Genomic DNA, 25,187 nt, shown 5'->3' with positions numbered 1-25,187 from the left:
AGCCACACACCTAAACTACGGAGGGATGTGGCTGTCTTTTTTGATTGTAATTATGTATCAGATTTAAATCATTAATGTAACGAGGCTAATTCATTAATAAATTTAGTAAAATCTGATTTAGTAACATTTATCCTTAATGAAATACCAGATTCTGTTGCCATGTTTGAATGCCTTAAACCAGAATCAAAATCAATATAAATACAAAGCAGTTCTTGATTAAAATCAATAATCATAAAATGTAAATCAGGTTCTATAAAATATATTTCGGTAACTGGATTATCGTATTCCATATGTTTTAAATTGTCCATGTCACTATCAAAAAGTGCAAATTCAAATTTAATTTCTTGATCTTCGAAAGTTGCACTAGTGTCGAAATAAAAAATTTTATTATCTTCTTCGATAACTACATCTTTTAAAATAAATGTTATCGATGTTTTACTATGTACATAAGATGCATCTCTTAAAATCACTTTAGTAGGCTTCATCGTCAAATTCCTTTCATCATTCATTTTTTCATGTTGCATAATCACCATTACTATTGATAATTCTAGGATAGATACTCATTGTATAATAATTATTCACTAGAACAAAAACACACACACATTATTTTGGTTGTTTCCATCCAAAATAATGTGTGTGTTTATACATATATAATTAATTACTAAACTTCATCGTTTATCAATTTTAAATCCATTGATGCGATGTTCAGAGTTAACGAGATTTCTTCTGTCTATTTGCTCTGTCTATTAATACTTGTTTCGCTTGCTTTTCCGCTTCATTATCTATTTCTTTAGGCTCAAACGGAATACCCTTACGTTCACAAGCTTTTTCTAACAGATAATCAGTGATTTCGTAATTTTTAGGTAAAATTGGTCCGTGTAAATAAGTACCTAATAAATTTTTATAATGAATGCCTTCTTTTTTATCTTCATCATTATTACCATAACCAAAAGTAACATGACCAAGTGTACCGAAATTATGATATGTTCTACCACCGTGATTTTCAAAACCTACAATAGTTCCAAAAGTATCACTTTCGATAACAATATCTCCTGTTAATCGGTTTGTCTTTGATTCAGTATAAAAGTCTAAAATACCTAACCCTTCTAATTCTGTACCATCAGGCGTGATATATTTTTTTCCTAAAAATTGATAGCCTCCACAAATCGTTAATCCCGGCATACCATCTTCAATCGCTTCTTTAAGTGGTGTCTTAATTTTACTTAATTCTTTTGTTGCTAATGCTTGTTCTCTATCACTTCCACCACCGATAAAGAAAATATCACATTCATCAAAGGTAATACCTTCTGTTTCATTGATTTCTACGACATTAACTTTAATATTTCGTTTTTTTGCACGTTGTCTTAAAGCAATAATATTTCCTATATCACTGTATAAATTCAATTTATCTGACATAAAATGATAAATAGTCAATTCATGCATATTATGATTGGCCTCCTTCAAACGAACGGTTTAATTGTTCAAGCATAGGCGCTAATGATGTATAGTTTGGTATTGCAACTGTAAAACCTTTATAATCCATAGTCTTTGCCGTTGCTTTATAAATATCACGCTCAACTATAATTGGTACTTCAACCTCTGCTAACTTCAATCGCAATTGAAGTTCTTCTGCTCGTGTACCTGTCACGATGATAGCTTCAATTTGTTGCTTAGATAATTTTTCAAAATCTGCATCATAAATCCATGAAGTATCTCGACCATCTGCAGCGTTATCATTTAGCGAAATAACATACACTTTTTCGCCCTCTAATTGTTCACCAACTGATAAACTTGCATTCATTCCTGCAGGGTTTTTAGCTAAATTAATCATCGCTTCTTTTCGTTCTTTTTTAAAGTACTGCATACGACCATTGTCTGATGTATACGTTTCAAAGCCATTTTTAATTGCTTGTTCATTTAACCCTAGCTCTCTTAAAACTGTATATGCTGCTAACGCGTTATAAGCGTTAAAGTCACCTGCAATTTTCATATCATATTTTTCATCATTGATATTTAAATGTAAAAACGGTGCCACATCAAAACTTGATATTTCATATTTTGCTTGCTCTCGTTTGAAACCACACTGACAGTGATAATGACCAATTTGATTATAATGAATATAATCGTATTGCAATAAGCGACCACAGTTTGGACAATATCTACTTTCATTCATCGTACTTTGCTCAAATTCATGTGCATGTGCTTTCATACCATAGTACACAATCGTATCACTTGCGATTTTCAAACGACTCACAAATGGATCATCAGCATTTAGCAATAATTTGATGCCTTTATTACTAATTGTCTCTGCAATGTTGTTAACCATAATATCAATTTCACCGAAGCGATCCATTTGATCTCTAAAGAAATTAGTAAATACCATCATTGAAGGTGTAACTTCTTTTAACACACGTGGAATCGAACCTTCATCAATTTCGATTACCGCAATTTTAGTCTTAGGTGTTGATTGCATGATGAATGCAGAAGTTATACCTGCAGCCATATTAGCACCTTCATTATTGTGTATAATTTGAATATTATTTGCTTGTAAAGTATGTCCAATTAAGTTTGAAGTCGTTGTTTTACCATTTGTTCCACTGATAAATACAATATCATCAACTTGCTCTGCTAATTTTCTTAATATATCTGTATCCACTTTTCTAGCGATTTGTCCAGGTAAATCTGTTCCTCTTTTACCTACTGCTCTACTTGCTTTACGCGCCAATTTCGCTAGATGGATTGCCGTCCACTGTCTCATGTGTTTCCTCCTCAAATTTCCACTCGCATCATTATAACATGACAAGGCAACTTCAAAAAAGTTTCTCAATCACAAATTGATACAGTGTTTCTAAATTATAATCATTCTCATTTAGATAATTAAAAATGATATTTATTCTCAATTAAATCTCGCTAAATGATACATTTTCTCAATTAGAACGCTGAAACCAGGCATTAAATTATAATTATTATTATTTACAATTGAGAATGAGTTTGTTATACTAAGTTTAATTCATAGTAATTTTAATTTACAAATAAGAGGTGTATCAAAATGTTAAGTAAAAATTTATTAGAAGCATTAAATGATCAAATGAACCATGAGTACTTTGCAGCACATGCATATATGGCAATGGCAGCATACTGTGATAAAGAATCGTACGAAGGATTTGCAAACTTCTTCATTCAACAAGCTAAAGAAGAACGTTTCCATGGACAAAAGATTTATAACTATATTAACGACAGAGGTGCACATGCAGAATTCAGAGCAGTTTCAGCACCAAAAATTGACTTTTCAAGCATACTAGAAACTTTCAAAGACAGCTTATCTCAAGAACAAGAAGTAACAAGACGTTTCTATAACTTATCTGAAATCGCTCGTCAAGATAAAGATTATGCAACTATCTCATTCTTAAACTGGTTCTTAGATGAACAAGTCGAAGAAGAATCAATGTTTGAAACTCACATCAATTATTTAACTCGTATCGGCGATGACAGCAATGCATTATATCTTTACGAAAAAGAACTTGGCGCTCGTACATTCGACGAAGAATAATTAAACATCACTACAATAGACAGATAAATATCATACGACATGATAGACATTTGGGTCACATACAATAACCCAATGTCTATATTATTTTGCTTTACGGAGATCACTAGATTCATTTTCTGAATCATTGATCTGCGTTTTTTCATTTTCAAGGCTAATTATTGTATTTTTAGTCATTTATTTTTTAAACTACTAATGTTAATAACTCTAAATTTAATGTTGAATTAATTTGACCGATTTTAAAGCATATCATCATTTACTTTTTAATCAGAGTTACATCCAAATGATAGATTTCACGTTATACCTTCACGTATAATATTATGTATCGTTTGTAAGCAAATGACTAAAAAGTCTATTAATATATACATTTAATTAATTGAAAGGATTGACTACATGATACAAGATGCGTTTGTTGCACTTGATTTTGAAACAGCAAATGGTAAACGTACAAGTATTTGTTCTGTCGGAATGGTTAAAGTCATTGATAGTCAAATAACAGAAACATTTCATACTCTTGTGAATCCTCAAGACTATTTTTCACAACAAAATATTAAAGTTCATGGCATACAACCAGAAGATGTTGAAAATGCACCTACGTTTGACTACGTATTTCCATATATGATGCAATTTATTGCAGATTTACCTGTTGTCGCACATAACGCGGCATTTGATATGAACGTCTTACATCAAAGCATTCAAAATATTGGTTTACCAACTCCAAATTTAACTTACTTTTGTAGTTATCAACTTGCTAAAAGAACCGTTGATTCGTATCGATACGGTTTAAAACATATGATGGAGTTTTATCAATTAGATTTTCATGGTCATCATGATGCATTGAATGATGCCAAAGCATGCGCAATGATTACTTTTAGGCTACTGAAAAATTATGAAAATTTAACATATGTAACTAATATTTATGGTAAAAATCTAAAAGATAAAGGCTAGGACTAAATAAAATACTCCCTTCAAAGTAAGCATTGTAAAAATGTAAACTTTGCAGGGAGCTTTATTTTATATAAAGTCATATATCGTCATATTTTTATAAGTCGATTGTTCTAAATTACCTACAGTGACACCAATAAGTCGAATTGGTACGTCAGGGTCTTTTAAATCGTTATAAAGTAAATATGCAATATTATAAATATCTTCTTCAGAACTAACCGAATCTCTTAAACTCATCTGTTTAGATAACGTTTCAAATTGATAAGTTTTAATTTTAACCGTTACAGTTTTAGCTGACTTCTGTAATTTATTTAGACGTTCAGCTGTTTTACCTGACAACTCCCATACTTTTCTTAAAATCTCTTCATCATCATTCACGTCTGTTGCAAATGTGCGTTCTGTCCCTACTGATTTTCTTACTCTTGATGATTTCACTTCACTATGGTCAATACCGCGTGCCTTGTTATATAAACCCCGACCTCTTTTTCCAAACAAACGTATTAATTCAAATTCCGTTTTCTCATATAAATCTCTACCGTTAAAAATACCATTATCATGCATTACTTTTTTGGAAGCTTTACCTACGCCTGGAAAATCTCCAATATCCAATGTCATCAAAATATCATGGACATTTTGATAATCAATCACAGTCATACCATCAGGTTTATTCATACCACTCGCTAATTTAGCTAAAAATTTGTTATAAGAAACACCTGCAGATGCTGTTAAATGTGTCTGCTCTAGAATATCTTTTCTAATATACTGAGCAATTTTCGAAGCAGGAAGGTCTGGTCTCACTAATTCTGTAATATCTAAATACGCTTCATCCAATGACATCGGTTCTACTTTGTCTGTATAACTTCGGAAAATAGACATAATCTGCGCAGATGTTTCTCGGTAAGCACCAAAATTACTTGTGACAAAGTATCCATTTGGACATAATTTATGCGCTTGTGACATAGGCATTGCTGAATGGACGCCGTATTTTCGTGCTTCATAAGATGCCGTAGAGACAACACCCCTACTACTTGCTTTACCACCAACAATGACTGGTTTCCCTTTCAATTTGGGGTTATCTCTCATTTCGACTTGTGCAAAAAAATAGTCCATATCTATATGAATAATTCGTCTCTCAGTCAAGTGCTCACCTCCCTCTAATTTTTACTTTTATAACGCACAAAAATATCTCAACATAATTATACGCTGTGTACGATTTTTTTACATAAATCTTGCACTTAGCGATAACTATATTGAGATAACTACAAGTTGTTATAAAATCAATTGCTATTTAAGCATGATGATGAAGACGATTGAGTAAGAAAACATAGGTAATCTGAAATAATTCAAGCAAATTCATTTTGTTGGTATCATCATATTTAAATTTATTATTGAGTCGGCTTTTGATGATACAAATAAATACTATCTTCATCTTGTTGAACATATTTAAAACTACTAGATATTGTTAATGCAACAAGCAAAATATCTATAAAGCAATAAGCGGTATGCATACTAAACATAAAAATAAGTGATGAATAACCAAATACCTTAATTAAAATAAGCAAGCCAGTACTTAATAGGATTAGTGGTGACAGCATAATAATTGAGAATTGCCATTTGTTGAAGCAAGCATCTGCTGTTTGGAATAAGATTCTGTCTTTTTTTATATTAAACATAGGTTTGCTATCTTTTTTAAATAAAAGAAATAATGCTCTATGGATAAGTTCATGTAAAATCAATAAAATAATGAATCCAGCAAACCCATATACAAGATTGATGATGATATTTTGATCGACAACCGCTGTGACACCTAACGCCCACTTATACGTAAATAAAATCACGAATAACGCAATAACAAGTTGCAAGATAATAAACCTTCGCATTTGAAAATTATTTGTCGTTAAATCAATTTTATGCATTGCCAACCCTCCTGATCATGACATTCTTATTCTTCTTTAAATATAGTATACAATGTCACATTTAATTTAAAAAGTTCATATCAAGAAAGTAAATTGGCTGTAATAAAATTTTAATATACGACTTCTTTCTTCACTTAATAAGGCGAAATTTTATCTCAAATCATGTGCGCTATTTCAAATTGAATAATGCAACTGTCTCAACATGTGTTGTTTGTGGAAACATATCTACCGGTGTTACCTCTTCAAGTTGATATTTTTCAGCTAATAATAATGCATCACGTTGCTGTGTTGCGGGATTACATGAAATATAGACAATACGCTTAGGTTCTAATGTAAGCAAAGTCTGAATAAACGTTTCGTCACAGCCCTTTCTTGGCGGATCAACCATTACAACATCTGGTTTAATCCCTTGTGCCTTCCATTGTAAAATAACTTCTTCAGCTTTCCCACAGACAAAAGTTGTATTATTGCATTGGTTTATAGTCGCATTTTGTTGTGCGTCTTCAATTGCAGAAGGTACTACTTCAACACCGTATACATGTTTTGCATGTGGTGCCATATATAGCCCTATTGTTCCAATACCACAATAGGTATCTAATACAACTTCATTACCTGTCAATTGCGCATACTCAATTGCTTTATTATATAATTTCTCTGTTTGTTCAGAATTAATTTGGTAGAATGACTGATCACTTATTTTAAATGTACTATCTGTTAATTGATCAATAATTGTATCTTTACCATATAGCGTTATAGACTGACGTCCCATAATAACATTAGAGTGGCTATCATTAATGTTTTGTTTAATGCTTGTCACATTAGGAAATGCATCTAATATCTTCTCAACAACAGCATTTTTTTGTGACCACTTTTTACCATTAGTTACAAAAATAATCATCATTTCGTCTGTATGATATCCTGTTCTTACAACCAAATGTCTCATTAAACCTTTTTTCAATTGTTCTTGATAAATACTTACATTTAAATCTTTTAAAATAGATTTAACTTCATTCATCACTTCTTGATGTTGTGAATCTTGTATTAAACAACTTTCCATGTCAATAATGTCATGGCTTCTTTGACGATAAAAGCCCATAATAACTTCATTCTGTTCATTCTTACCAACTGGAATCTGGGACTTGTTTCGATATCTCCAAGGATCTGTCATGCCAACTGTATCGTTAATCTTAGAATTATCAAAATGCGCTTTTCGCTGAAACAAATTAATCACTTGTTCCTTTTTCATTTCAAGTTGTGCTTCGTATGATAAGTGTTGAAGTTGGCACCCACCACAACGTTCATAATATATACATGGCGGTGCAACACGATTCTCACTTCTCGTATTTATATTAAGCAACTTACCTATCGCAAAGTTCTTTTTTACTTTGATAATTTTATATTCAATTTGTTCATTAATTAAAGCTTGTGGTATGAAAATAGGAAAGCGATCTATTTTTACGACACCATGGCCTTCATGCGTTAAATCAACAACTGTTCCCGTTTTAATGTCATTTTTAGCTATTGCTTGCAAAATTTTACCTCCAAAAGGAACAGGTTAGGAACAAAATTATGCGCTTCCTAACCTGCCATTATATATTTCACTACTTCTGTTTATTCTTCGATTAAATTGTCATCAACATGATCATTATTTATTAACTCTTCATTTACAATATCATTAGGTGCAAAGACATCTATATGACGTTCTAGATTCAAGAAATTCGCTGGTAATTTACCACCATATTCTCCATCTACATTTAGTTGTAAGTCTGTGAATGATGAAATATTAATTGCCTTTGCTTTTTCATAAATAACTTTAGGATGCTTAGTATGTTCTCCTCTTGAAGCTAAAGTCATAATATGACCAAGTTCTGCAAGGTTTGATTTTTCAACTATAATTAACGTAAAATAGCCGTCATCTAACTTAGCGTCCGGCACTAATTTTTCAAATCCTGCCATTGAATTTGTTAAACCTAAAAAGAATAATAATGCTTCTCCTTGGAAAACATTACCATCATATTCAATTCTTAAATCTACAGCTTTCATTTGAGGTAACATTTCGAAACCTTTGATGTAATAAGCAAATGGACCAACAATAGATTTCAATTTACTCGGTGTTTCATAAGAGACCTGCGTCAATTGTCCGCCTGCAGCTAAATTAATAAAGTATCGATTATTCATTTTACCAATATCTACTTTAGTAGAATGACCTTCAATGATGACATCAAGTGCCCCCATGATGTCATTAGGTATATGCAATGCACGTCCAAAGTCATTAACAGTACCCATAGGAATGACACCTAGCTTAGGACGATTAGGCTTTTCTGCGATACCATTAACTACTTCATTTAATGTTCCGTCACCACCTGCAGCGATTAATACATCATAATTTTCATGCATAGCTCTTTCTGCTTCAAGTGTGGCATCACCGATTTTCTCGGTTGCATATGCACTCGTTTCATATCCCGCTTTTTCTAATTTTATTAAGGCATCAGGTAATTCTCTTTTAAATTGCTCTTTACCTGATGTCGGGTTATAAATGATTCTAGCACGTTTCCTCATATCTTATCCCTCTACTTAAAATTCATATATTTTAACTTCATCTTGGTTTCGTCTAATAGGGAGTGGGACAGAAATAATATTTAACAAAAATTATTTCGTTCTACCCCAACTTGCATTGTCTGTAGAATTTCCTTTTGAAATTCTCTTTGTTGAGGGCCCCACCCCAACTTACACATTATTGTAAGCTGACAGAAAGTCAGCTTCTATGTTGGGGCCCCGCCAACTTGCATTGTTTGCTGAAATTGGGAATCCAACTTCTCTATGTTGGGGCCCACCCCAACTTGCATTGTCTGTAGAATTTCCTTTCGAAATTCTCTTTGTTGGGGCCCCACTAGAATTGAAAAAAGCTTGTTACAAGCGTATTTTCTTTCAGTCAACTACTGCCAATATAACATTGTAGTGCCTAGGACATTGAATTTATGACCCAGGCTCAGTCTTATTTCATCATTCTTAATATCGTTAAAGACCAACTTGTATCTCAAACAAATACTATCTCAATATGTACAAAGGTTGTTATTTATTCAGCATTTTTGCCGTTCTTCATTATATAGACTTCGTCAATTATGCTATTTTACCTTTAAAATGATGTTGTAAATATAATGTTGTCTTTATACAAAAATGTTTTATACCTTTTTATTATACAGTTTGCCTTAATATAATTAAAGCTAACGCATTAATAAAATTAATATTTTTACCAATAACATGTACAATGAATAAAGTTAAATGTAATATGACTTCTATAGATATAAATAAACCCTCGATTGCATCTAAGTCAGCAACCAAGGGTTCAGTGTTATATCATCATAGTCTGAGGATTAAAATTATCTTTTATCTAATTCTTGTTTTAATAGTTGATTTACTAATTGTGGATTAGCTTGACCTTTAGACGCTTTCATAATTTGACCAACTAAGAAGCCCATAGCTTTGCCTTTACCATTTTTGTAATCTTCAACTGATTGTTCATTATTGTCTAATGCTTCATTTACAAATTTTAGAAGTGTTGCTTCATCAGAAATTTGAACTAAGCCATTATCTTCCATAATCTGTTTAGCATTACCACCTTTAGCTGCTAACTCTGGGAAGACTTTCTTCGCAATTTTACTGCTCATTGTTCCGTCTTCGATAAGTTTAATCATACCTGCTAAATTTTCTGGTGTTAATTTAGTATCTAATAATTCTACTTGATTTTTATTTAAATATTCGTTTACGCCACCCATTAACCAGTTAGATGTTAATTTAACATCTGCACCGTGTTCAATTGTTGATTCAAAGAAATCTGACATTTCTTTAGTCAATGTTAATACGTGTGCATCGTATGCAGGTAAACCTAATTCATTTACATACTTAGCTTTACGCTCATCTGGTAATTCAGGAATTGTCTGACGAACACGCTCTTTCCAAGCATCATCAATATATAAAGGTACAATGTCAGGCTCTGGGAAGTAACGGTAATCATCAGAACCTTCTTTAACACGCATTAAAATTGTTTTACCTGTAGATTCATCAAATCGACGTGTTTCTTGTCCGATTTCTCCACCATTTAACAATTCTTCTTCTTGGCGTTTTTCTTCATATTCTAAACCTTTACGTACATAGTTAAATGAGTTTAAGTTTTTCAATTCGGCTTTAGTACCAAATTTTTCTTGACCATATGGACGCAAAGAGATGTTAGCATCACAACGTAAAGATCCTTCTTCCATCTTAACGTCTGATACACCAGTGTATTGAATAATTGAACGTAATTTTTCTAAATATGCATATGCTTCTTTAGGTGAACGAATATCTGGTTCAGATACGATTTCAATTAGCGGTGTACCTTGACGGTTCAAGTCAACTAATGAATACTCACCTTTATGTGTTGACTTACCAGCATCTTCTTCCATGTGAAGACGAGTAATACCAATTCGTTTTGTTTCACCGTCGACTTCGATATCGATATATCCATTTTCACCAATTGGTTGATCAAATTGAGAAATTTGATATGCCTTTGGATTATCTGGATAGAAATAGTTCTTACGGTCAAACTTAGATTCTGTTGCGATTTCCATATTTAGTGCCATTGCAGCACGCATTGCCCAGTCTACTGCACGCTTATTAACAACTGGTAAGACACCTGGATATGCTAAGTCGATAACATTTGTATTTGAGTTAGGTTCTGCTCCAAAATGCGCTGGTGATGGAGAAAACATTTTTGAGTCCGTTTTTAACTCTACGTGAACTTCAAGTCCTATAACTGTTTCAAAATGCATGATTTCCACTCCTTATAATTTTTCATAAACGTCATGTAAATTGTATTGTGTTTCATATTGATAAGCGACACGATATAACGTTTTTTCATCGAATGGTTTACCAATGAACTGTAAACCGATTGGTCGGCCATTTGATTGTCCACAAGGAACAGAAATACCAGGTAATCCAGCTAAGTTTACTGGTGTTGTTAATAAATCATTGGCATACATTGTTAATGGATCATCAATTTCTTCACCTAAATTAAACGCAGTTGTAGGCGCTGTTGGACCAACTACTACATCATAATTTTCGAATACTTTATCAAAGTCATTTTTAATCAATGTTCTAACTTTTTGAGATTTTTTATAGTAAGCATCGTAGTAACCTGAACTTAATGCAAATGTACCTAAGAAAATACGACGTTTTACTTCTTTACCGAAACCTTCAGATCTTGACATTTTATATAATTCTTCTAATGAATGAGCTTCTTTAGAATGATAACCATAACGAATTCCGTCAAAACGAGAAAGGTTTGACGAAGCTTCTGATGATGCAATCACGTAATATGATGGAATACCAAATTTAGTATTTGGCAATGATACTTCCTCAACGACAGCACCTAAAGATTTTAAAGTTTCTACAGCGTTTTGAACTGCTTCTTTTACGTCATCAGCTACACCTTCACCTAAGTATTCTTTAGGTAATGCAACTTTTAATCCTTTAATATCTTTACCAATTTCAGATGTAAAGTCTACATCATCAACAGGTGCACTTGTAGAGTCATTAACATCTGCACCAGAAATAGCTTCTAATACGATTGCATTATCTTTTACATTTCGAGTCAATGGACCAATTTGGTCTAATGAAGATGCAAAAGCAACTAATCCAAATCGAGATACACGACCGTATGTTGGTTTCATACCGACAACGCCACAATATGCAGCCGGTTGTCTAATTGAACCACCTGTGTCTGAACCTAAGCTAAATGGTACTAAGCCAGCTGCAACTGCTGCTGCAGATCCACCTGATGAACCACCTGGTACTGCTTTATGGTCAAATGGGTTAACTGTTTTTTTGAAATAAGATGTTTCTGTTGAACCACCCATTGCAAACTCATCCATATTTAATTTACCAATTAAAACGGCATTCTCATTATGTAGTTTTTCCATTACAGTAGATTCGTAAATTGGCACAAATCCTTCTAACATTTTACTTGCACATGTTGTTTCTAATCCGTTTGTAATAATGTTATCTTTTATACCCATTGGAATACCAAATAATTTGCCATCCATTTGGTCTTTTGCTTGTAATTCATCCAATTCTTGCGCTTTTTTAATTGCATTTTCTTTATCCAGCGCTAGAAAAGACTTAATTGTTGGATCAGTCTCTTCAATTGCATCATATATATCTTTAACAACATCAGATGGTTTGATTTTTTTGTCTTTTATTAAAGTTAATAAATTCTCAACCGATTCGTAGCGAATGCTCATCTTACGCGTCCTCCTCATTCATGATTGTAGGCACTTTAAATTGTCCATCTTCTGTTTCTTTGGCATTTTTCAAAGCTAATTCTTGCGGAATACCTTTAATTGCTTTATCTTCACGTAAAACGTTTTGTAAATCTAAAACGTGATATGTAGGTTCAACGCCTTCTGTATCAGCGCTATCATTTTGTTTTGCAAAATCTAAAATGCTTTCTAATGTGTTGGCCATTTCTTCCGTTTCTTCAGGAGAAATTTGAAGTCTTGCAAGATTCGCGATATGCTCAACTTCTTCACGTGTTACTTTTGTCATTAATAAAAGCCTCCTTTAAGTCATTCATCACTAAATTGTATCAAATTTCCAATTAAAAATCTAAGTATTTATGAGGTGCTACTTTAATTTCATATAAACTGTATAAACATTATCATTCGTTTACCAAATTATTTTTTATGAAAACAACACCCTTTAATATTAGACAACCCAATTCAATATTATGATTATGCAATTTTAATTATAAAAATTTGCCCATATCCAAAAAATACGAAAGCGCTTTCTATATTGGTATACAAGTATTTCAAAAAGAATAAATTTAATTTCCCTACTTTTCTAAACATTTATCTTTATGTATAATGTTTTCAAGTAACTAAATTATAAATTAAATAAAGGGAGTGTTTATCATGCTTACAATGGGGACAGCATTAAGTCAACAAGTAGATGCCAATTGGCAAACTTATATTATGATTGCCGTCTACTTCTTGATACTAATCGTTATTGGCTTTTACGGTTACAAGCAAGCAACTGGTAACTTAAGCGAGTACATGTTAGGTGGACGTAGTATTGGACCGTATATTACTGCATTATCAGCTGGAGCTTCAGATATGAGTGGATGGATGATTATGGGTCTACCTGGTTCTGTCTATAGCACTGGTCTATCAGCTATGTGGATTACAATCGGTTTAACATTAGGTGCTTATATAAATTACTTTGTTGTTGCTCCTAGACTTCGTGTTTATACCGAATTAGCTGGAGATGCAATTACATTACCAGATTTCTTTAAAAATCGTTTAAACGATAAAAATAATGTGTTAAAGATTATTTCTGGATTGATTATCGTAGTATTCTTTACATTATATACACATTCTGGTTTCGTATCTGGTGGTAAATTATTTGAAAGTGCTTTTGGATTAGATTATCATTTCGGTTTAATATTAGTTGCTTTCATTGTCATTTTCTATACTTTCTTTGGTGGATATTTAGCTGTATCAATTACAGATTTCTTCCAAGGTGTCATTATGTTAATTGCGATGGTTATGGTCCCTATTGTTGCTATGATGAATTTAAACGGCTGGGGAACGTTTCATGATGTAGCAGCTATGAAACCTACAAATTTAAATTTATTTAAAGGGTTATCATTTATAGGAATTATCTCTCTATTTTCATGGGGATTAGGTTATTTCGGTCAACCTCATATCATTGTAAGGTTTATGTCTATTAAATCACACAAGATGCTACCTAAAGCTAGACGTTTAGGTATTAGCTGGATGGCAGTTGGTTTATTAGGCGCTGTGGCTGTTGGTTTAACAGGTATTGCATTCGTACCTGCTTATCATATTAAACTAGAAGATCCTGAGACATTATTCATCGTGATGAGTCAAGTACTCTTCCATCCTCTTGTAGGTGGTTTCTTACTTGCTGCGATTCTAGCTGCAATTATGAGCACGATTTCTTCACAATTACTTGTAACATCTAGTTCATTAACGGAAGACTTTTATAAATTAATTCGTGGTGAAGAAAAAGCTAAAACGCACCAAAAAGAATTTGTTATGATTGGAAGATTATCTGTATTAGTTGTAGCAATTGTTGCCATCGCGATTGCATGGAATCCAAACGACACAATTCTAAACTTAGTCGGTAATGCTTGGGCCGGATTTGGTGCATCGTTCAGTCCACTTGTGCTATTTGCACTTTACTGGAAAGGTTTGACACGTGCCGGTGCTGTAAGTGGAATGGTTTCAGGTGCCTTAGTCGTTATCGTTTGGATTGCGTGGATTAAACCATTGGCACATATCAACGAAATATTCGGCTTATATGAAATTATTCCTGGATTTATTGTAAGTGTAATCGTTACATATGTTGTAAGTAAACTTACTAAAAAACCTGGTGCATTTGTTGAAACTGACTTAAACAAAGTTCGTGACATCGTTAGAGAAAAATAAAATTTTATGTCATATCTCGTGCATGAATGAAATATTAAATGCACCCTAATAATCGATTGTTGAAATAACCTGAAAGTTATTTCTCAATCGATTTTTCTATGTTAAAGTTTAATTTTTTAATTGCTATTCCATTAAAAATGTATCATCTAATTTAGAAGCTATTTATCACCATACATCCGACCGTATTTCTCCATCAAATCAATTAAGGGCAAGATATCTTTACCTTTGTCAGTCAAACTATATATAACTTTAGGCGGAACTTCTGCATATACTTCTCTATTTAAAATACCATCTGATTCTAATTCTTTAAGCTGTTTTGTTAGTGATCCTTGAGATATATTTGCGAAAAATTTCTTAATTTCACCAAATCGTTTTCCCTCTGTTTTTAAGTACCAAATAATTAGATTTTTATATCTTCCAGATAACACATTTTGTGTGTATGCAATGCTATATAGATTTCTATGTTCTTCAATAAAATTTTCATCAAATCCATCGTTACATATTTTAACCATTTAGCTCTACCTCTCCACATTAGTATGATTGTTAGTACTTAGTTAATTATTTTTGCCTACTTCCCTATTTATATCATATATACTAACGTATTTTATATATTTCGATTATAAAAGGAGGGTAATCATGGAAAATAGAGTTTCTAAAATTTTAAATATAGAGAAACCGATTATTCAAGGACCAATGAATGGATTAACCAATGCAAATTTTGTAGCATCAGTTAGTGAAGCAGGTGGTTTAGGCATTTTAGGTCCAAATGCAGGCGAAGCAAGAATTACGAATTCACCATTTGAAACCGCAGAAAAAATGAGATTGGAGGTAAAGAAAGTTAAAAAATTAACGAGTAAACCATTCGCCTCAACAATTATGGTAAGCGAAGATTTATCATATATTTCTTATCTTATCGACATGCTTATAGAAGAAAATATATCTGCCGTCTTAATTAACGGCATATTAGATCAAACTATCTTTAATAAACTTAAAGAAAATAATATTAAAATAATATTCAGACCACTAACACCTACAATTGAAAATGCCATTAAATCTGAAGAGTTAGGAGCAGATGTTTTTGTTGCTACAGGTTTTGATGAAGGCGGTACAGTTCCAGAAAAAATTATCGGTACTTTTTCGATTATTCCCATGATTGCTGATGCAATAAAAATTCCTGTAATCGCTGCGGGAGGTATCGGTGACGTACGAGGAGTTAGAGCTGCTTTTTGTCTAGGAGCTGAGGGCGTATTCGTTGGAAGTGTTTTAATCCCAACTTTTGAAAACCCAGCTGCGGAAAATGTTAAACAATATATTGTCGATTCAAATGCTGAAGATTTAATCTTATTTCGAACTATTCCATCCTATTATCGTTCACTACCTGGAAAACTAGCTAGAGAATTAGAAGAAATGGATAAAAATGGAGCAACTAATGAAGAATTAGCAAAACATATGGGTGGTGGTCGAAATATGCGTCTTGGAATGTTAAACGGAGATACAGAAAATGGGTATGTTTCTGTAGGTACTGGTATCAGTCCAATAAATTCTATAAGAAGCACTAAATCAGTAATTGATGACTTGATGCAAGATTTCAACTAGTTAATAATAAACGAACGTATTTATATTTATCCATGACTACTTTATTTAATAAACGATGAATATAATCATGGGTCTGTGACAGCATTCAATGACATGCTCCATTCAAAGTAAACTTTAAAGAAATCATTTTATAAATATGCCAGGCACTTTTATGGATTTATGTCCTAATCTCATCGATTTTATCATTTAACCACATTTAAAACTTTAACAAATTAAAAAGGTACTAATGTTAATCAAAATTCTGACTAACATTGGTACCTTTTTATTATCTTTAATTTACAATTAATTACTGTATATATGAACTTGCGGTTCTTTGTCATCTTTTGTCTTACTAATTAAAGCACGTGGTTGATTACCATCTTTAATACGAATTTCATAGTTATCGATTTTATCGAAATATTTATTCGCTTGTTCAGTAACGTACTGTGTAATACCAATTGTTTCAGCTTGTCCATAGTAATCGATTGGTAAATCTACTACTAATCGTTGTGGCTTTTTATCAATAAATTTAACTTTCCCTACTGCTTGTGTGAAATTAGAAAAATATGATTGCAAATTATCGTTAAATTGCTTGAAATTATTATTTAAATTTTCATCATAATCTGCTGCTGTTGAAGAAGGTAATAAAGCTGATTTTTCATTGATATTATGCCATTCATTAAGCTTTGTTTGACTCTTTTCTGCAGTCGCTTGAGTGATAAATTCACCTGGTGTGATTGAATCTTCACTTGATTGCTTATAAATTGCAAAATGAATTGGTATATCTTTTAAATCATCATTTTCACGTAACCTTGATAATATCTCACTAGCCATTTGTTTACCTTGCTTTTTAACTTCGCTATCATCTAGTTTTTTACTAAAAGTCGGTCCATCTTTTTCTTTTTTATAGTAATAAACACTATTCATAGCTAAACCAATCGTCATACCTTTAATATTCTTACCTTTTGTATCTCCACCACCATAAAAATCTTGCTCTAAAATGTTAGATAAATAGGCTGGTGACTTTTCTGCAATCTTTTCAGGATCTGTTTCACCTTCGTGTGATGGATTAAGTCCTAAATTTTCATTCGCTTTCTTGTCTTTTTTATCTTTTTCAGACATTTTATCGATTTCACGTTTTGTATACTTAGGATTTAAATAGGCATTAATTGTTTTCTTATCCAAAAATTGACCATCTTGATACAAATATTTGTCTGTTGGAAACACTTCTTTACTTAAGTTCAACAAACCATCTTCAAAGTCGCCGCCATTATAACTATTTGCCATGTTATCTTGTAAAAGTCCTCTTGCCTGGCTTTCTTTAAATGGTAACAATGTACGATAGTTATCACCTTGTACATTTTTATCCGTAGCAATTTCTTTTACTTGATTTGAACTATTGTTATGTTTTTGATTATCTTTTCCAGCCTGGTCATCCTTATGGTTACCACAAGCAGCGAGTATAAAGATAGCTGTAATCAATAATACTAATGTACGCTTCATCGACATACCCCTCTAACTATTTAATTCATTTTGCTTATCTACAAATTGTTGCTCTGTCCAAATTTCAATACCTAAACTTTGTGCTTTTGTTAATTTTGAACCTGCATCTTCACCAGCAATAACGACATCTGTATTTTTAGTAACGCTACTTGTAACTTTAGCACCTTGTGATGCAAGCCATTTAGATGCTTCATTGCGTGTCATTTGATGTAGCTTACCAGTTAGTACTATCGTTTTACCACTAAATTCAGGATGTCCTTCAATATCTGATGTTTTGATACCTTTATAAATCATATTAACATGTTTATCTTTTAATTTTTGAATTAAAGCACGAATATCTTCATTTTCTAAATAAGTAACTACAGATTGTGCTACTTTATCACCTATATCATGAATTTCTACTAATTCCGCTTCAGTTACCGTTAGTAATCGATCTATCGTTTCATATTTTTCTGCTAACACTTGGCTCGCTTTAACACCTAAATGCCTAATACCTAGACCAAATAATAAATTTTCTAAAGAGTTGTCCTTAGCTTGTTGAATGGCAGCTAATAAATTATCAACTTTTTTCTGCCCCATTCTATCTAAAGGTAATAAATCTTCTTCTGTTAAATAGAAAATATCAGCAACATCTTTAATTAATTCGCTTTGATAAAGCTGTTGAATAATTTTAGTGCCTAGTCCATCAATATTCATGGCTTGTCTTGATACAAAGTGAATCAATCCTTCAACAAGTTGTGCTTGGCATTTTGGATTAATGCAACGAAGTGCTACTTCGCCTTCAATACGTACTAATTCATGTCCGCAACTTGGACAATGGGTTGGCATATGATATGTGACAGCATCTTCAGGTCTACGTTCTGGAATACTACGTACAACTTCAGGTATGATGTCACCTGCTTTTTTCACTACAACACTATCACCAATTCGAATATCTCTGTCATGAATTAAATCTTCATTGTGCAAAGATGCTCTTGATACAGTTGTACCAGCTACTTTTACTGGTTCTAAAATAGCAGTAGGTGTGACTACACCTGTACGTCCAATACTTAATTCAATATCTAATAATTTAGTTACTACTTCCTCAGCTGGAAATTTATAAGCAATGGCCCATCTAGGAGATTTTTGTGTGAATCCCATCTCATCCTGTTGATCTAAATCATTAACCTTAATAACAATCCCATCAATATCATAAGGTAATGACTCTCTTTGGCTTGTCCATTTTTCAATATACTCTAAAACACCATCGATATTATTTACACGCGCTCTATTTTTATTCGTTGTAAAACCTAATTTATCTAACTCATCTAATGCTTCACTTTGCGAACGTGCATTGAAATCAGTGAAATCATTGACACTATATATAAATACGCTTAGCTTTCGTTTTGCCGTTAATTTAGAATCTAACTGTCTTAATGATCCCGCAGCAGCGTTTCTTGGATTTGCAAATAACTGCTCATCATTTTTTTCTTTTTCTTCATTTAATCGTAAAAATGAACGTCTCGGCATATATGCTTCACCACGAACTTCTACATTTAATGGTTCTTTCATTTTCAAAGGTATCGCATGAATTGTTTTTAAATTTTCGGTAATATCTTCACCTGTTGTTCCATCACCACGTGTTAAACCTTGAACGAAGTATCCATCAACATATTTCAATGATACTGCTAAGCCATCAATTTTTAATTCGCACATATATTCAACGTTGCCAATTTGTTCACGTATGCGTTGGTCGAATTTTCTCAAATCATCCTCATTAAATGCATTCCCTAAACTTAACATTGGCGTGTCATGGTTGACTTTATTGAAAGAGGCTTGGGCTTCACCGCCAACTCTAACTGTTGGAGAATCTACAGTCTTATACTCAGGATGCTCCTCTTCTATTTTAATCAGTTCATGAAGTAATTTGTCATATTCACTATCTGGTACAGATGGATTATCCTCTACATAGTATTCATAACTGTATTGATTTAATAAATCATGTAACTCGTTCACACGAGACGATAAATCAGCCATCCCTTAATCCTCCTTTTTTTCAATTGGTGCAAATTGCGCTAACAAACGTTTTGGCCCTTGTGATTTAAAGATAATATCTAGTTCGATTGAGCCATTTTTCTCGTTTACATTACTCACCATGCCTTCTCCCCAGGCTTTATGCATCACTTTGTCACCTACATTCCAATCAGATGACGATACTTGTTTTTTCGTTGACGTTGTTCGTTGACTAAATCCACGTTTAGCAAAAGGTTTTGCCTTAGGTTGTATCGTTTGTCGTTTGCCACTTGAATGATTTTCTAATAGTGATTCTGGAATTTCCTTTAAAAATCTAGATGGCATATTTGACTGAGGGCGACCAAATAACATTCTTGATGTCGCATGAGTGATATATAACACCTCTTCAGCCCTTGTGATTGCTACATAACAAATACGACGTTCTTCTTGCATTTCATGATCATCTTCACTCTTAATCGCTCTAATATGTGGGAATAAAGATTCTTCCATCCCCATTATAAAGACGATTGGAAATTCAAGGCCCTTAGCCGAGTGCATCGTCATTAGTGTTACGCCATTTTCAGTATCTGCCTCATCAATATCAGCTACTAACGATAAATCCGTTAAAAAGTTAATTAATGACTGTTCTTCTAATGGGGTGTTTTCCTCATAGTCTTTTGGTACTGACATAAATTCATCGATGTTTTCTAATCTACTTCGAGATTCTAGTGTATTTTCACGTTCAAGCATTTCTCGGTAGCCAGACTTTTGTAATACTTCATCAACTATTTCATGAATTTCTAAAAATTCTTGTTCTTTTATCAAGCTTTGGATTAACTCGTAAAAATTAAGACACTCTTGTGTCACCTTTTTTGACAATCCGATAAAATCAGCTTCTCCAAGTGCATCAAACATACTGATATTGTTTTGAAGTGCATAATTTTGAACTTTTTCAACAGATGAAGGACCTACACCTCTTTTTGGAACATTAATAATACGTTGCAAACTAATGTCATCATTACTATTGGCAATTATACGCAAATAACTTAATAAATCTTTGATTTCTTTACGGTCATAGAACTTTTGGCCACCAACCATTGTGTATGGCATATTAGATTTCATGAATGTTTCCTCAAGTACACGTGATTGTGCATTTGTTCTATATAAAATTGCCATATCTTGATATTTCTTACCATTACGTTGATGCTTCATAATTTCTCGTATTACAAATTCCGCTTCATCACGTTCTGTCATTGCTTCATAGTAATGAATTTTCTCACCATTCGTATTTGCAGTCCACAGTCCTTTTGGCTTACGTTCAGAATTATTTTTAATCACTTCGTTAGCCGCATTTAAAATCGTTTTCGTCGAACGATAATTTTGCTCTAGAAAGATTGTATTCGCTTCTGGGTAGTCTTTTTCAAATGATAAGATATTTTGAATATCAGCACCACGCCAACCATAAATTGACTGATCTGAGTCACCTACAACACATAAGTTTTTAAACTTACTTGCTAATAATTTAACTAATGTGTATTGTGCTTTATTGGTATCTTGATACTCATCTACATGAATATATTGGAATTTGTTCTGATAATATTCTAGAACTTCTGGTACACGCTCAAATAAGTTAATCGTTGTCATAATAAGGTCATCAAAATCTAACGCTTCATTACGTGACAATTGGCGTTGATATCCACTATAAACCGTTGCTACCATTTGCGAGTGATAATCTGTGGCTTCTTTTTGAGCATCTGCAGGTGTTTTAAGTTCATTTTTCAAATTACTGATTGCACCGATAAACATACGAGGTTCAAACTTTTTACTATCAATATTTTCATTTTTTAAGACGTCTTTAATAACAGATTTTTGGTCTGTAGGATCAATTATCGTAAAATTGCGTTCTATACCAATTCGATCTGCATCACGACGTAAAATACGAACACACATTGAGTGGAATGTTGACATCCAAATAACTTCTGCTTGATCACCTACTAATTTTTGAACACGTTCTTTCATTTCTCTTGCAGCTTTATTTGTAAAAGTAATAGCCAAAACATTGTATGGTGAGACATCTTTTTCGTCTAATAAATAAGCAATTCTATGTGTTAAAACACGTGTCTTCCCTGAACCAGCACCTGCCATAATTAACAATGGTCCTTCTGTTGTCTTTACAGCTTCACTTTGCTCTGTATTCATATGATTTAATAACGCATTCATTTACTAGACTCCTTTATTTTTACTGTTTTTAAAGCTTTTTTAATATCTTTATAAATAATATCACCGACGATAATTGTATCTGCAATAGCTGCCATCTCTGTCGCTTGTTGTTCTGAGGAAATACCGCCACCATAAAATAGTTGCGTTTCTGTTAGATGTTCTGAGACAGCTTGAACCTTTGATACGTCGCCATAAATGCCACTATACTCTATATACATAACCGGTAATCGATACATATGATTGACCATTTGGGCATATGCTTCTAAATCTTCTGTTGTTAAATCTGTATTTGCTTTGGTATGTTTTGCCACTTTGCTATCAGCATTGCACACGACATACCCTTCAAATATTACTTCTTCAAAATCTATACTATGTCCATATGTTTTAAGCGCTTCTAATAATGTACCATTGTGAAATGCAACATCTGTACTGTTCAGTACTGTAGGTACAAAATAAAAATCAAAACCAGGCATTACACTTTCGATGTTTGATATTTCAAGTACTAAAGGCAATGGGTATCTTCTTACTCTGCTCATTAAATGAATGACATTATCTTCAGTAACGTCATCAGTTCCACCAATCATAATTGCATCTGTTTGAGACATACAAATCGCATCTAAATCATCATCTGAAATATGTTTAGCTGGGTCTAATTTAAAAATATGGCGCCATTTTTTAATGTCATACATTTTCCGAAACTCCTTTTTTAACATACATATGATTATAGCATTTTTAAGTGTCGAGTTCTAAAGACTTAATATGAAATTTAAGTTCTTTTACTCTGTAAATTTTTTCGTGAAAAAACAATGATTATCTACCTTATTAGTGCAGATAGATAACCATTGTTTATCGTTCATTTATTATTCATTTGTTTCAATATTCATACGATCTAAAATCATTGTATAAGCATCATTACCCCATTGTAATGAACGCTTCACTCTAGAAATCGTTGCAGTCGATGCTCCAGATTCTTGTTCAATCGTTGCATAGGTATAACCTTGCTTAATCATTTTAGCAACTTGTAATCTTTGAGACAGTGATTGAATTTCATTTACAGTACACAAATCATCGAAAAATTGGTAACATTCTTCTCTATTTTCTAACGTTAGTATTGCATCAAACAATTCATCTAACGCTGCACCTCGTAATTTTTCAATTTGCATATCGAAACAACCCCTATAATTTTATTCTTTATGTCATTTTAACGCATTAACCTATTAAAGTGTAGCGATTTATATTTTATTAAATCTGAATCGTTACTTTATTTAATTTTATGCTAATCCAGCGCGTTCGAAAATAGTATCAACTTGATTCAAATGATGTTTAGGATCGAAACATTCATCCAATTCTTCTTTTGTTAAAACACTTGTAATAGACTCATCTTGTTCGATTAATTCACGGAAAGGTGTTTTCGTTTCCCAAGATGTCATCGCTTTTGGTTGTACTTTGTCGTATGCTTCTTCACGAACCATACCTTTATTAATTAATGCTAATAAGACACGTTGTGAGAAAATCAGACCAAATGTTTTATCTATGTTATTACGCATATTATCTTCAAATACAGTTAAACGGTCCACAATATTCGTGAAACGATTCAATGCATAATCTAGTGCTATTGTAACATCTGGTAACATAATACGCTCAGCTGAAGAATGAGAAATATCTCTTTCATGCCATAATGGCACATTCTCATAAGCTGTAGTAATATAACCACGAATTACTCTTGAAATACCTGTGATATTTTCAGAACCAATTGGATTTCGTTTATGAGGCATTGCAGATGAACCTTTTTGACCCTTTGCAAATGCTTCTTCAACTTCTCTTGTTTCGGTTTTTTGAAGGTTACGAATTTCAACGGCAAATTTTTCTAGTGACGTCGCGATTAATGCTAATGTCGCAATATAGTATGCATGTCGATCGCGTTGCAATGTTTGCGTTGATACAGGCGCTGTGCCAATACCTAAATGTTTACACACATAACTTTCTATTTCAGGAGGAATGTTAGCAAAAGTACCTACTGCACCACTCATTTTCCCTACTTCAATTTCTTCTCTTACTTGTTTGAAACGTTGTAAGTTACGTTGCATTTCCGTGTACCACAATGCCATTTTGACACCAAATGTAGTTGGTTCTGCATGCACTCCATGTGTACGTCCCATCATCAATGTATATTTATAATTTTTTGCTTTTTCAGCTAAAACGTCGATAAATCTTTCTAAATCTTTTTCAATAATGTCATTTGCTTGTTTAATAACGAAACTTAAAGCTGTATCTACAACATCAGTAGAAGTTAAACCATAATGTACCCACTTACGTTCTTCACCTAGCGTTTCAGAAACTTGTCTAGTAAAAGCTACAACATCATGGCGCGTTTCTTGTTCAATTTCTTGTGCACGTTCGACATTTACCTTTGCGTTTTGACGAATTTTTTGTACGTCAGCTTTCGGTATATGTCCTAATTCACTCCATGCCTCACATGCTAAAATTTCCACTTCTAACCATGCTTCATAGCGATTTTGATCAGTCCAAATATTAGACATTTCTTCTCTAGAATAGCGTTCAATCATTTTTTTAACTCCTATCGTATGTATACTCGAATTTTCAAAAACAGAACATTTTTAATAAAAATAAATAAAAAGTTCGTTTTTAACTCTACTCTTCACAGTTTAACAGAATTGGTTATAAATGTATAAAAAATTTCCGTATATTCTCATTCTATTTTATTTTTTACATTAATACAATTATCTATGGCAGATTAATACTGATTTCTAATTGCAAATGTTCGCAACACTTTAATCTAATTGGTATTTATAATGATCCATTAAGAATATATTATTACATTTTAGTTTTTCTCCCCTCACCTACACTATCCAACTTTTTATTACAATTAGGACAATCAAAAGCTTTAGTAATACCAGATAATATTCACTTTACTTCTCCTATTGTATGGAATTTTCAACAATCTACTTTTCCTAGTTTCATAATATTTCTTCTGACATTTCC

At 32.6% G+C, this 25,187-nt stretch carries 23 protein-coding genes and 1 pseudogene; 4 read left to right on the top strand and 20 right to left on the bottom strand.

The genetic code is table 11. The features are described 5' to 3' along the window. Window positions 1–71: 71 nt before the first annotated feature. The 4 genes and pseudogenes from JV528_RS05680 to murT form a co-directional block, all read right to left on the bottom strand. Window positions 72–485 (bottom strand): hypothetical protein, encoded by a 414-nt coding sequence (locus JV528_RS05680; protein ID WP_014532664.1) that lies wholly within the window; start codon window positions 483–485, stop codon window positions 72–74. A 28-nt stretch (window positions 486–513) separates the two neighbouring features. Further along, window positions 514–626 (bottom strand): annotated as a pseudogene (locus tag JV528_RS05675) (hypothetical protein). A gap of 85 nt (window positions 627–711) precedes the next feature. Then, entirely contained in the window at window positions 712–1,443 is a 732-nt protein-coding gene (gene gatD, locus JV528_RS05670) for a lipid II isoglutaminyl synthase subunit GatD (RefSeq protein ID WP_000544973.1), read from the bottom strand. A 1-nt stretch (window position 1,444) separates the two neighbouring features. Next, a complete protein-coding gene (gene murT, locus JV528_RS05665; protein WP_001250341.1) occupies window positions 1,445–2,758 on the bottom strand; it encodes a lipid II isoglutaminyl synthase subunit MurT in 1,314 nt (437 codons plus the stop codon). 291 nt (window positions 2,759–3,049) lie between these two features. Between murT and ftnA the strand changes: the two genes are divergently transcribed. Beyond that, the gene (ftnA, locus tag JV528_RS05660) at window positions 3,050–3,550 is read left to right on the top strand and encodes an H-type ferritin FtnA (protein WP_000949467.1); all 501 of its coding nucleotides are present in this window, start codon (window positions 3,050–3,052) and stop codon (window positions 3,548–3,550) included. A gap of 81 nt (window positions 3,551–3,631) precedes the next feature. On the opposite strand, the gene JV528_RS05655 is transcribed toward ftnA, so the two are convergent. Beyond that, window positions 3,632–3,724, bottom strand: a complete 93-nt coding sequence (locus JV528_RS05655; RefSeq protein ID WP_001790679.1) for a hypothetical protein — start codon at window positions 3,722–3,724, stop codon at window positions 3,632–3,634. A 216-nt stretch (window positions 3,725–3,940) separates the two neighbouring features. Here JV528_RS05655 and JV528_RS05650 point away from each other — a divergent pair, with 216 nt between their 5' ends. Next, window positions 3,941–4,495, top strand: coding sequence for a 3'-5' exonuclease (locus JV528_RS05650; RefSeq protein WP_000613738.1), 555 nt, complete (start codon window positions 3,941–3,943; stop codon window positions 4,493–4,495). 66 nt (window positions 4,496–4,561) lie between these two features. Here JV528_RS05650 and dinB read toward each other — a convergent pair whose 3' ends face one another. From dinB to gatC, 8 genes are all read right to left on the bottom strand, one after another. Further along, window positions 4,562–5,632: a DNA polymerase IV gene (gene dinB / locus JV528_RS05645; RefSeq protein WP_000140176.1), complete on the bottom strand. Its 1,071-nt coding sequence runs from the start codon at window positions 5,630–5,632 to the stop codon at window positions 4,562–4,564. Between the two features lie 245 nt (window positions 5,633–5,877). Next, complete coding sequence (locus JV528_RS05640; RefSeq protein ID WP_000548781.1) at window positions 5,878–6,408, bottom strand: DUF3267 domain-containing protein; 531 nt, start codon at window positions 6,406–6,408, stop codon at window positions 5,878–5,880. 169 nt (window positions 6,409–6,577) lie between these two features. Beyond that, window positions 6,578–7,939 carry a 23S rRNA (uracil(1939)-C(5))-methyltransferase RlmD gene (gene rlmD / locus JV528_RS05635; RefSeq protein WP_001147870.1) on the bottom strand — a complete coding sequence of 454 codons (1,362 nt, stop codon included), beginning with the start codon at window positions 7,937–7,939 and terminating at the stop codon, window positions 6,578–6,580. An 80-nt stretch (window positions 7,940–8,019) separates the two neighbouring features. Beyond that, window positions 8,020–8,967, bottom strand: coding sequence for a diacylglycerol kinase (locus JV528_RS05630; RefSeq protein WP_001231458.1), 948 nt, complete (start codon window positions 8,965–8,967; stop codon window positions 8,020–8,022). Window positions 8,968–9,603: 636 nt separating this feature from the next. Next, on the bottom strand, window positions 9,604–9,750 hold the full coding sequence (locus JV528_RS05625; protein ID WP_000225074.1) for a hypothetical protein: 147 nt from the start codon (window positions 9,748–9,750) through the stop codon (window positions 9,604–9,606). Window positions 9,751–9,788: 38 nt separating this feature from the next. Further along, the gene (gatB, locus tag JV528_RS05620; protein WP_000545370.1) at window positions 9,789–11,216 is read right to left on the bottom strand and encodes an Asp-tRNA(Asn)/Glu-tRNA(Gln) amidotransferase subunit GatB; all 1,428 of its coding nucleotides are present in this window, start codon (window positions 11,214–11,216) and stop codon (window positions 9,789–9,791) included. Window positions 11,217–11,228: 12 nt separating this feature from the next. Then, window positions 11,229–12,686, bottom strand: a complete 1,458-nt coding sequence (gene gatA / locus JV528_RS05615) for an Asp-tRNA(Asn)/Glu-tRNA(Gln) amidotransferase subunit GatA (RefSeq protein ID WP_000027928.1) — start codon at window positions 12,684–12,686, stop codon at window positions 11,229–11,231. A gap of 1 nt (window position 12,687) precedes the next feature. Further along, window positions 12,688–12,990 (bottom strand): Asp-tRNA(Asn)/Glu-tRNA(Gln) amidotransferase subunit GatC, encoded by a 303-nt coding sequence (gene gatC / locus JV528_RS05610; protein WP_000170162.1) that lies wholly within the window; start codon window positions 12,988–12,990, stop codon window positions 12,688–12,690. A 365-nt stretch (window positions 12,991–13,355) separates the two neighbouring features. Here gatC and putP point away from each other — a divergent pair, with 365 nt between their 5' ends. Then, window positions 13,356–14,894, top strand: a complete 1,539-nt coding sequence (gene putP, locus JV528_RS05605) for a sodium/proline symporter PutP (protein ID WP_000957020.1) — start codon at window positions 13,356–13,358, stop codon at window positions 14,892–14,894. Between the two features lie 158 nt (window positions 14,895–15,052). Here putP and JV528_RS05600 read toward each other — a convergent pair whose 3' ends face one another. Continuing rightward, window positions 15,053–15,406 (bottom strand): winged helix-turn-helix transcriptional regulator, encoded by a 354-nt coding sequence (locus JV528_RS05600; protein WP_000238681.1) that lies wholly within the window; start codon window positions 15,404–15,406, stop codon window positions 15,053–15,055. 124 nt (window positions 15,407–15,530) lie between these two features. Here JV528_RS05600 and JV528_RS05595 point away from each other — a divergent pair, with 124 nt between their 5' ends. Next, on the top strand, window positions 15,531–16,490 hold the full coding sequence (locus JV528_RS05595; RefSeq protein ID WP_204177530.1) for an NAD(P)H-dependent flavin oxidoreductase: 960 nt from the start codon (window positions 15,531–15,533) through the stop codon (window positions 16,488–16,490). 282 nt (window positions 16,491–16,772) lie between these two features. Here the strand turns inward: JV528_RS05595 and JV528_RS05590 are convergent, their stop codons facing one another. The 6 genes from JV528_RS05590 to purB form a co-directional block, all read right to left on the bottom strand. After that, entirely contained in the window at window positions 16,773–17,972 is a 1,200-nt protein-coding gene (locus JV528_RS05590) for a CamS family sex pheromone protein (RefSeq protein ID WP_000831693.1), read from the bottom strand. A gap of 12 nt (window positions 17,973–17,984) precedes the next feature. Beyond that, window positions 17,985–19,988 (bottom strand): NAD-dependent DNA ligase LigA, encoded by a 2,004-nt coding sequence (ligA, locus tag JV528_RS05585; protein ID WP_000774565.1) that lies wholly within the window; start codon window positions 19,986–19,988, stop codon window positions 17,985–17,987. A 3-nt stretch (window positions 19,989–19,991) separates the two neighbouring features. Beyond that, window positions 19,992–22,184: a DNA helicase PcrA gene (gene pcrA / locus JV528_RS05580; protein WP_000992924.1), complete on the bottom strand. Its 2,193-nt coding sequence runs from the start codon at window positions 22,182–22,184 to the stop codon at window positions 19,992–19,994. Next, the gene (gene pcrB, locus JV528_RS05575; protein ID WP_000272064.1) at window positions 22,181–22,873 is read right to left on the bottom strand and encodes a heptaprenylglyceryl phosphate synthase; all 693 of its coding nucleotides are present in this window, start codon (window positions 22,871–22,873) and stop codon (window positions 22,181–22,183) included. The genes pcrA and pcrB overlap by 4 nt, the downstream gene beginning before the upstream one ends. A 171-nt stretch (window positions 22,874–23,044) precedes the next feature. Then, window positions 23,045–23,347, bottom strand: coding sequence for a YerC/YecD family TrpR-related protein (locus tag JV528_RS05570; RefSeq protein WP_001165363.1), 303 nt, complete (start codon window positions 23,345–23,347; stop codon window positions 23,045–23,047). A 108-nt stretch (window positions 23,348–23,455) separates the two neighbouring features. Then, window positions 23,456–24,751 carry an adenylosuccinate lyase gene (gene purB, locus JV528_RS05565; protein WP_000572880.1) on the bottom strand — a complete coding sequence of 432 codons (1,296 nt, stop codon included), beginning with the start codon at window positions 24,749–24,751 and terminating at the stop codon, window positions 23,456–23,458. Window positions 24,752–25,187 lie beyond the last annotated feature (436 nt).

The sequence above is a fragment of the Staphylococcus sp. GDB20D11A genome (genome assembly GCF_016893255.1).
GTDB classification, from domain to species: domain Bacteria; phylum Bacillota; class Bacilli; order Staphylococcales; family Staphylococcaceae; genus Staphylococcus; species Staphylococcus aureus.
Note: the sequence above shows the minus strand (reverse complement) of the source record. Positions and strands in the feature narration are given on the sequence as shown.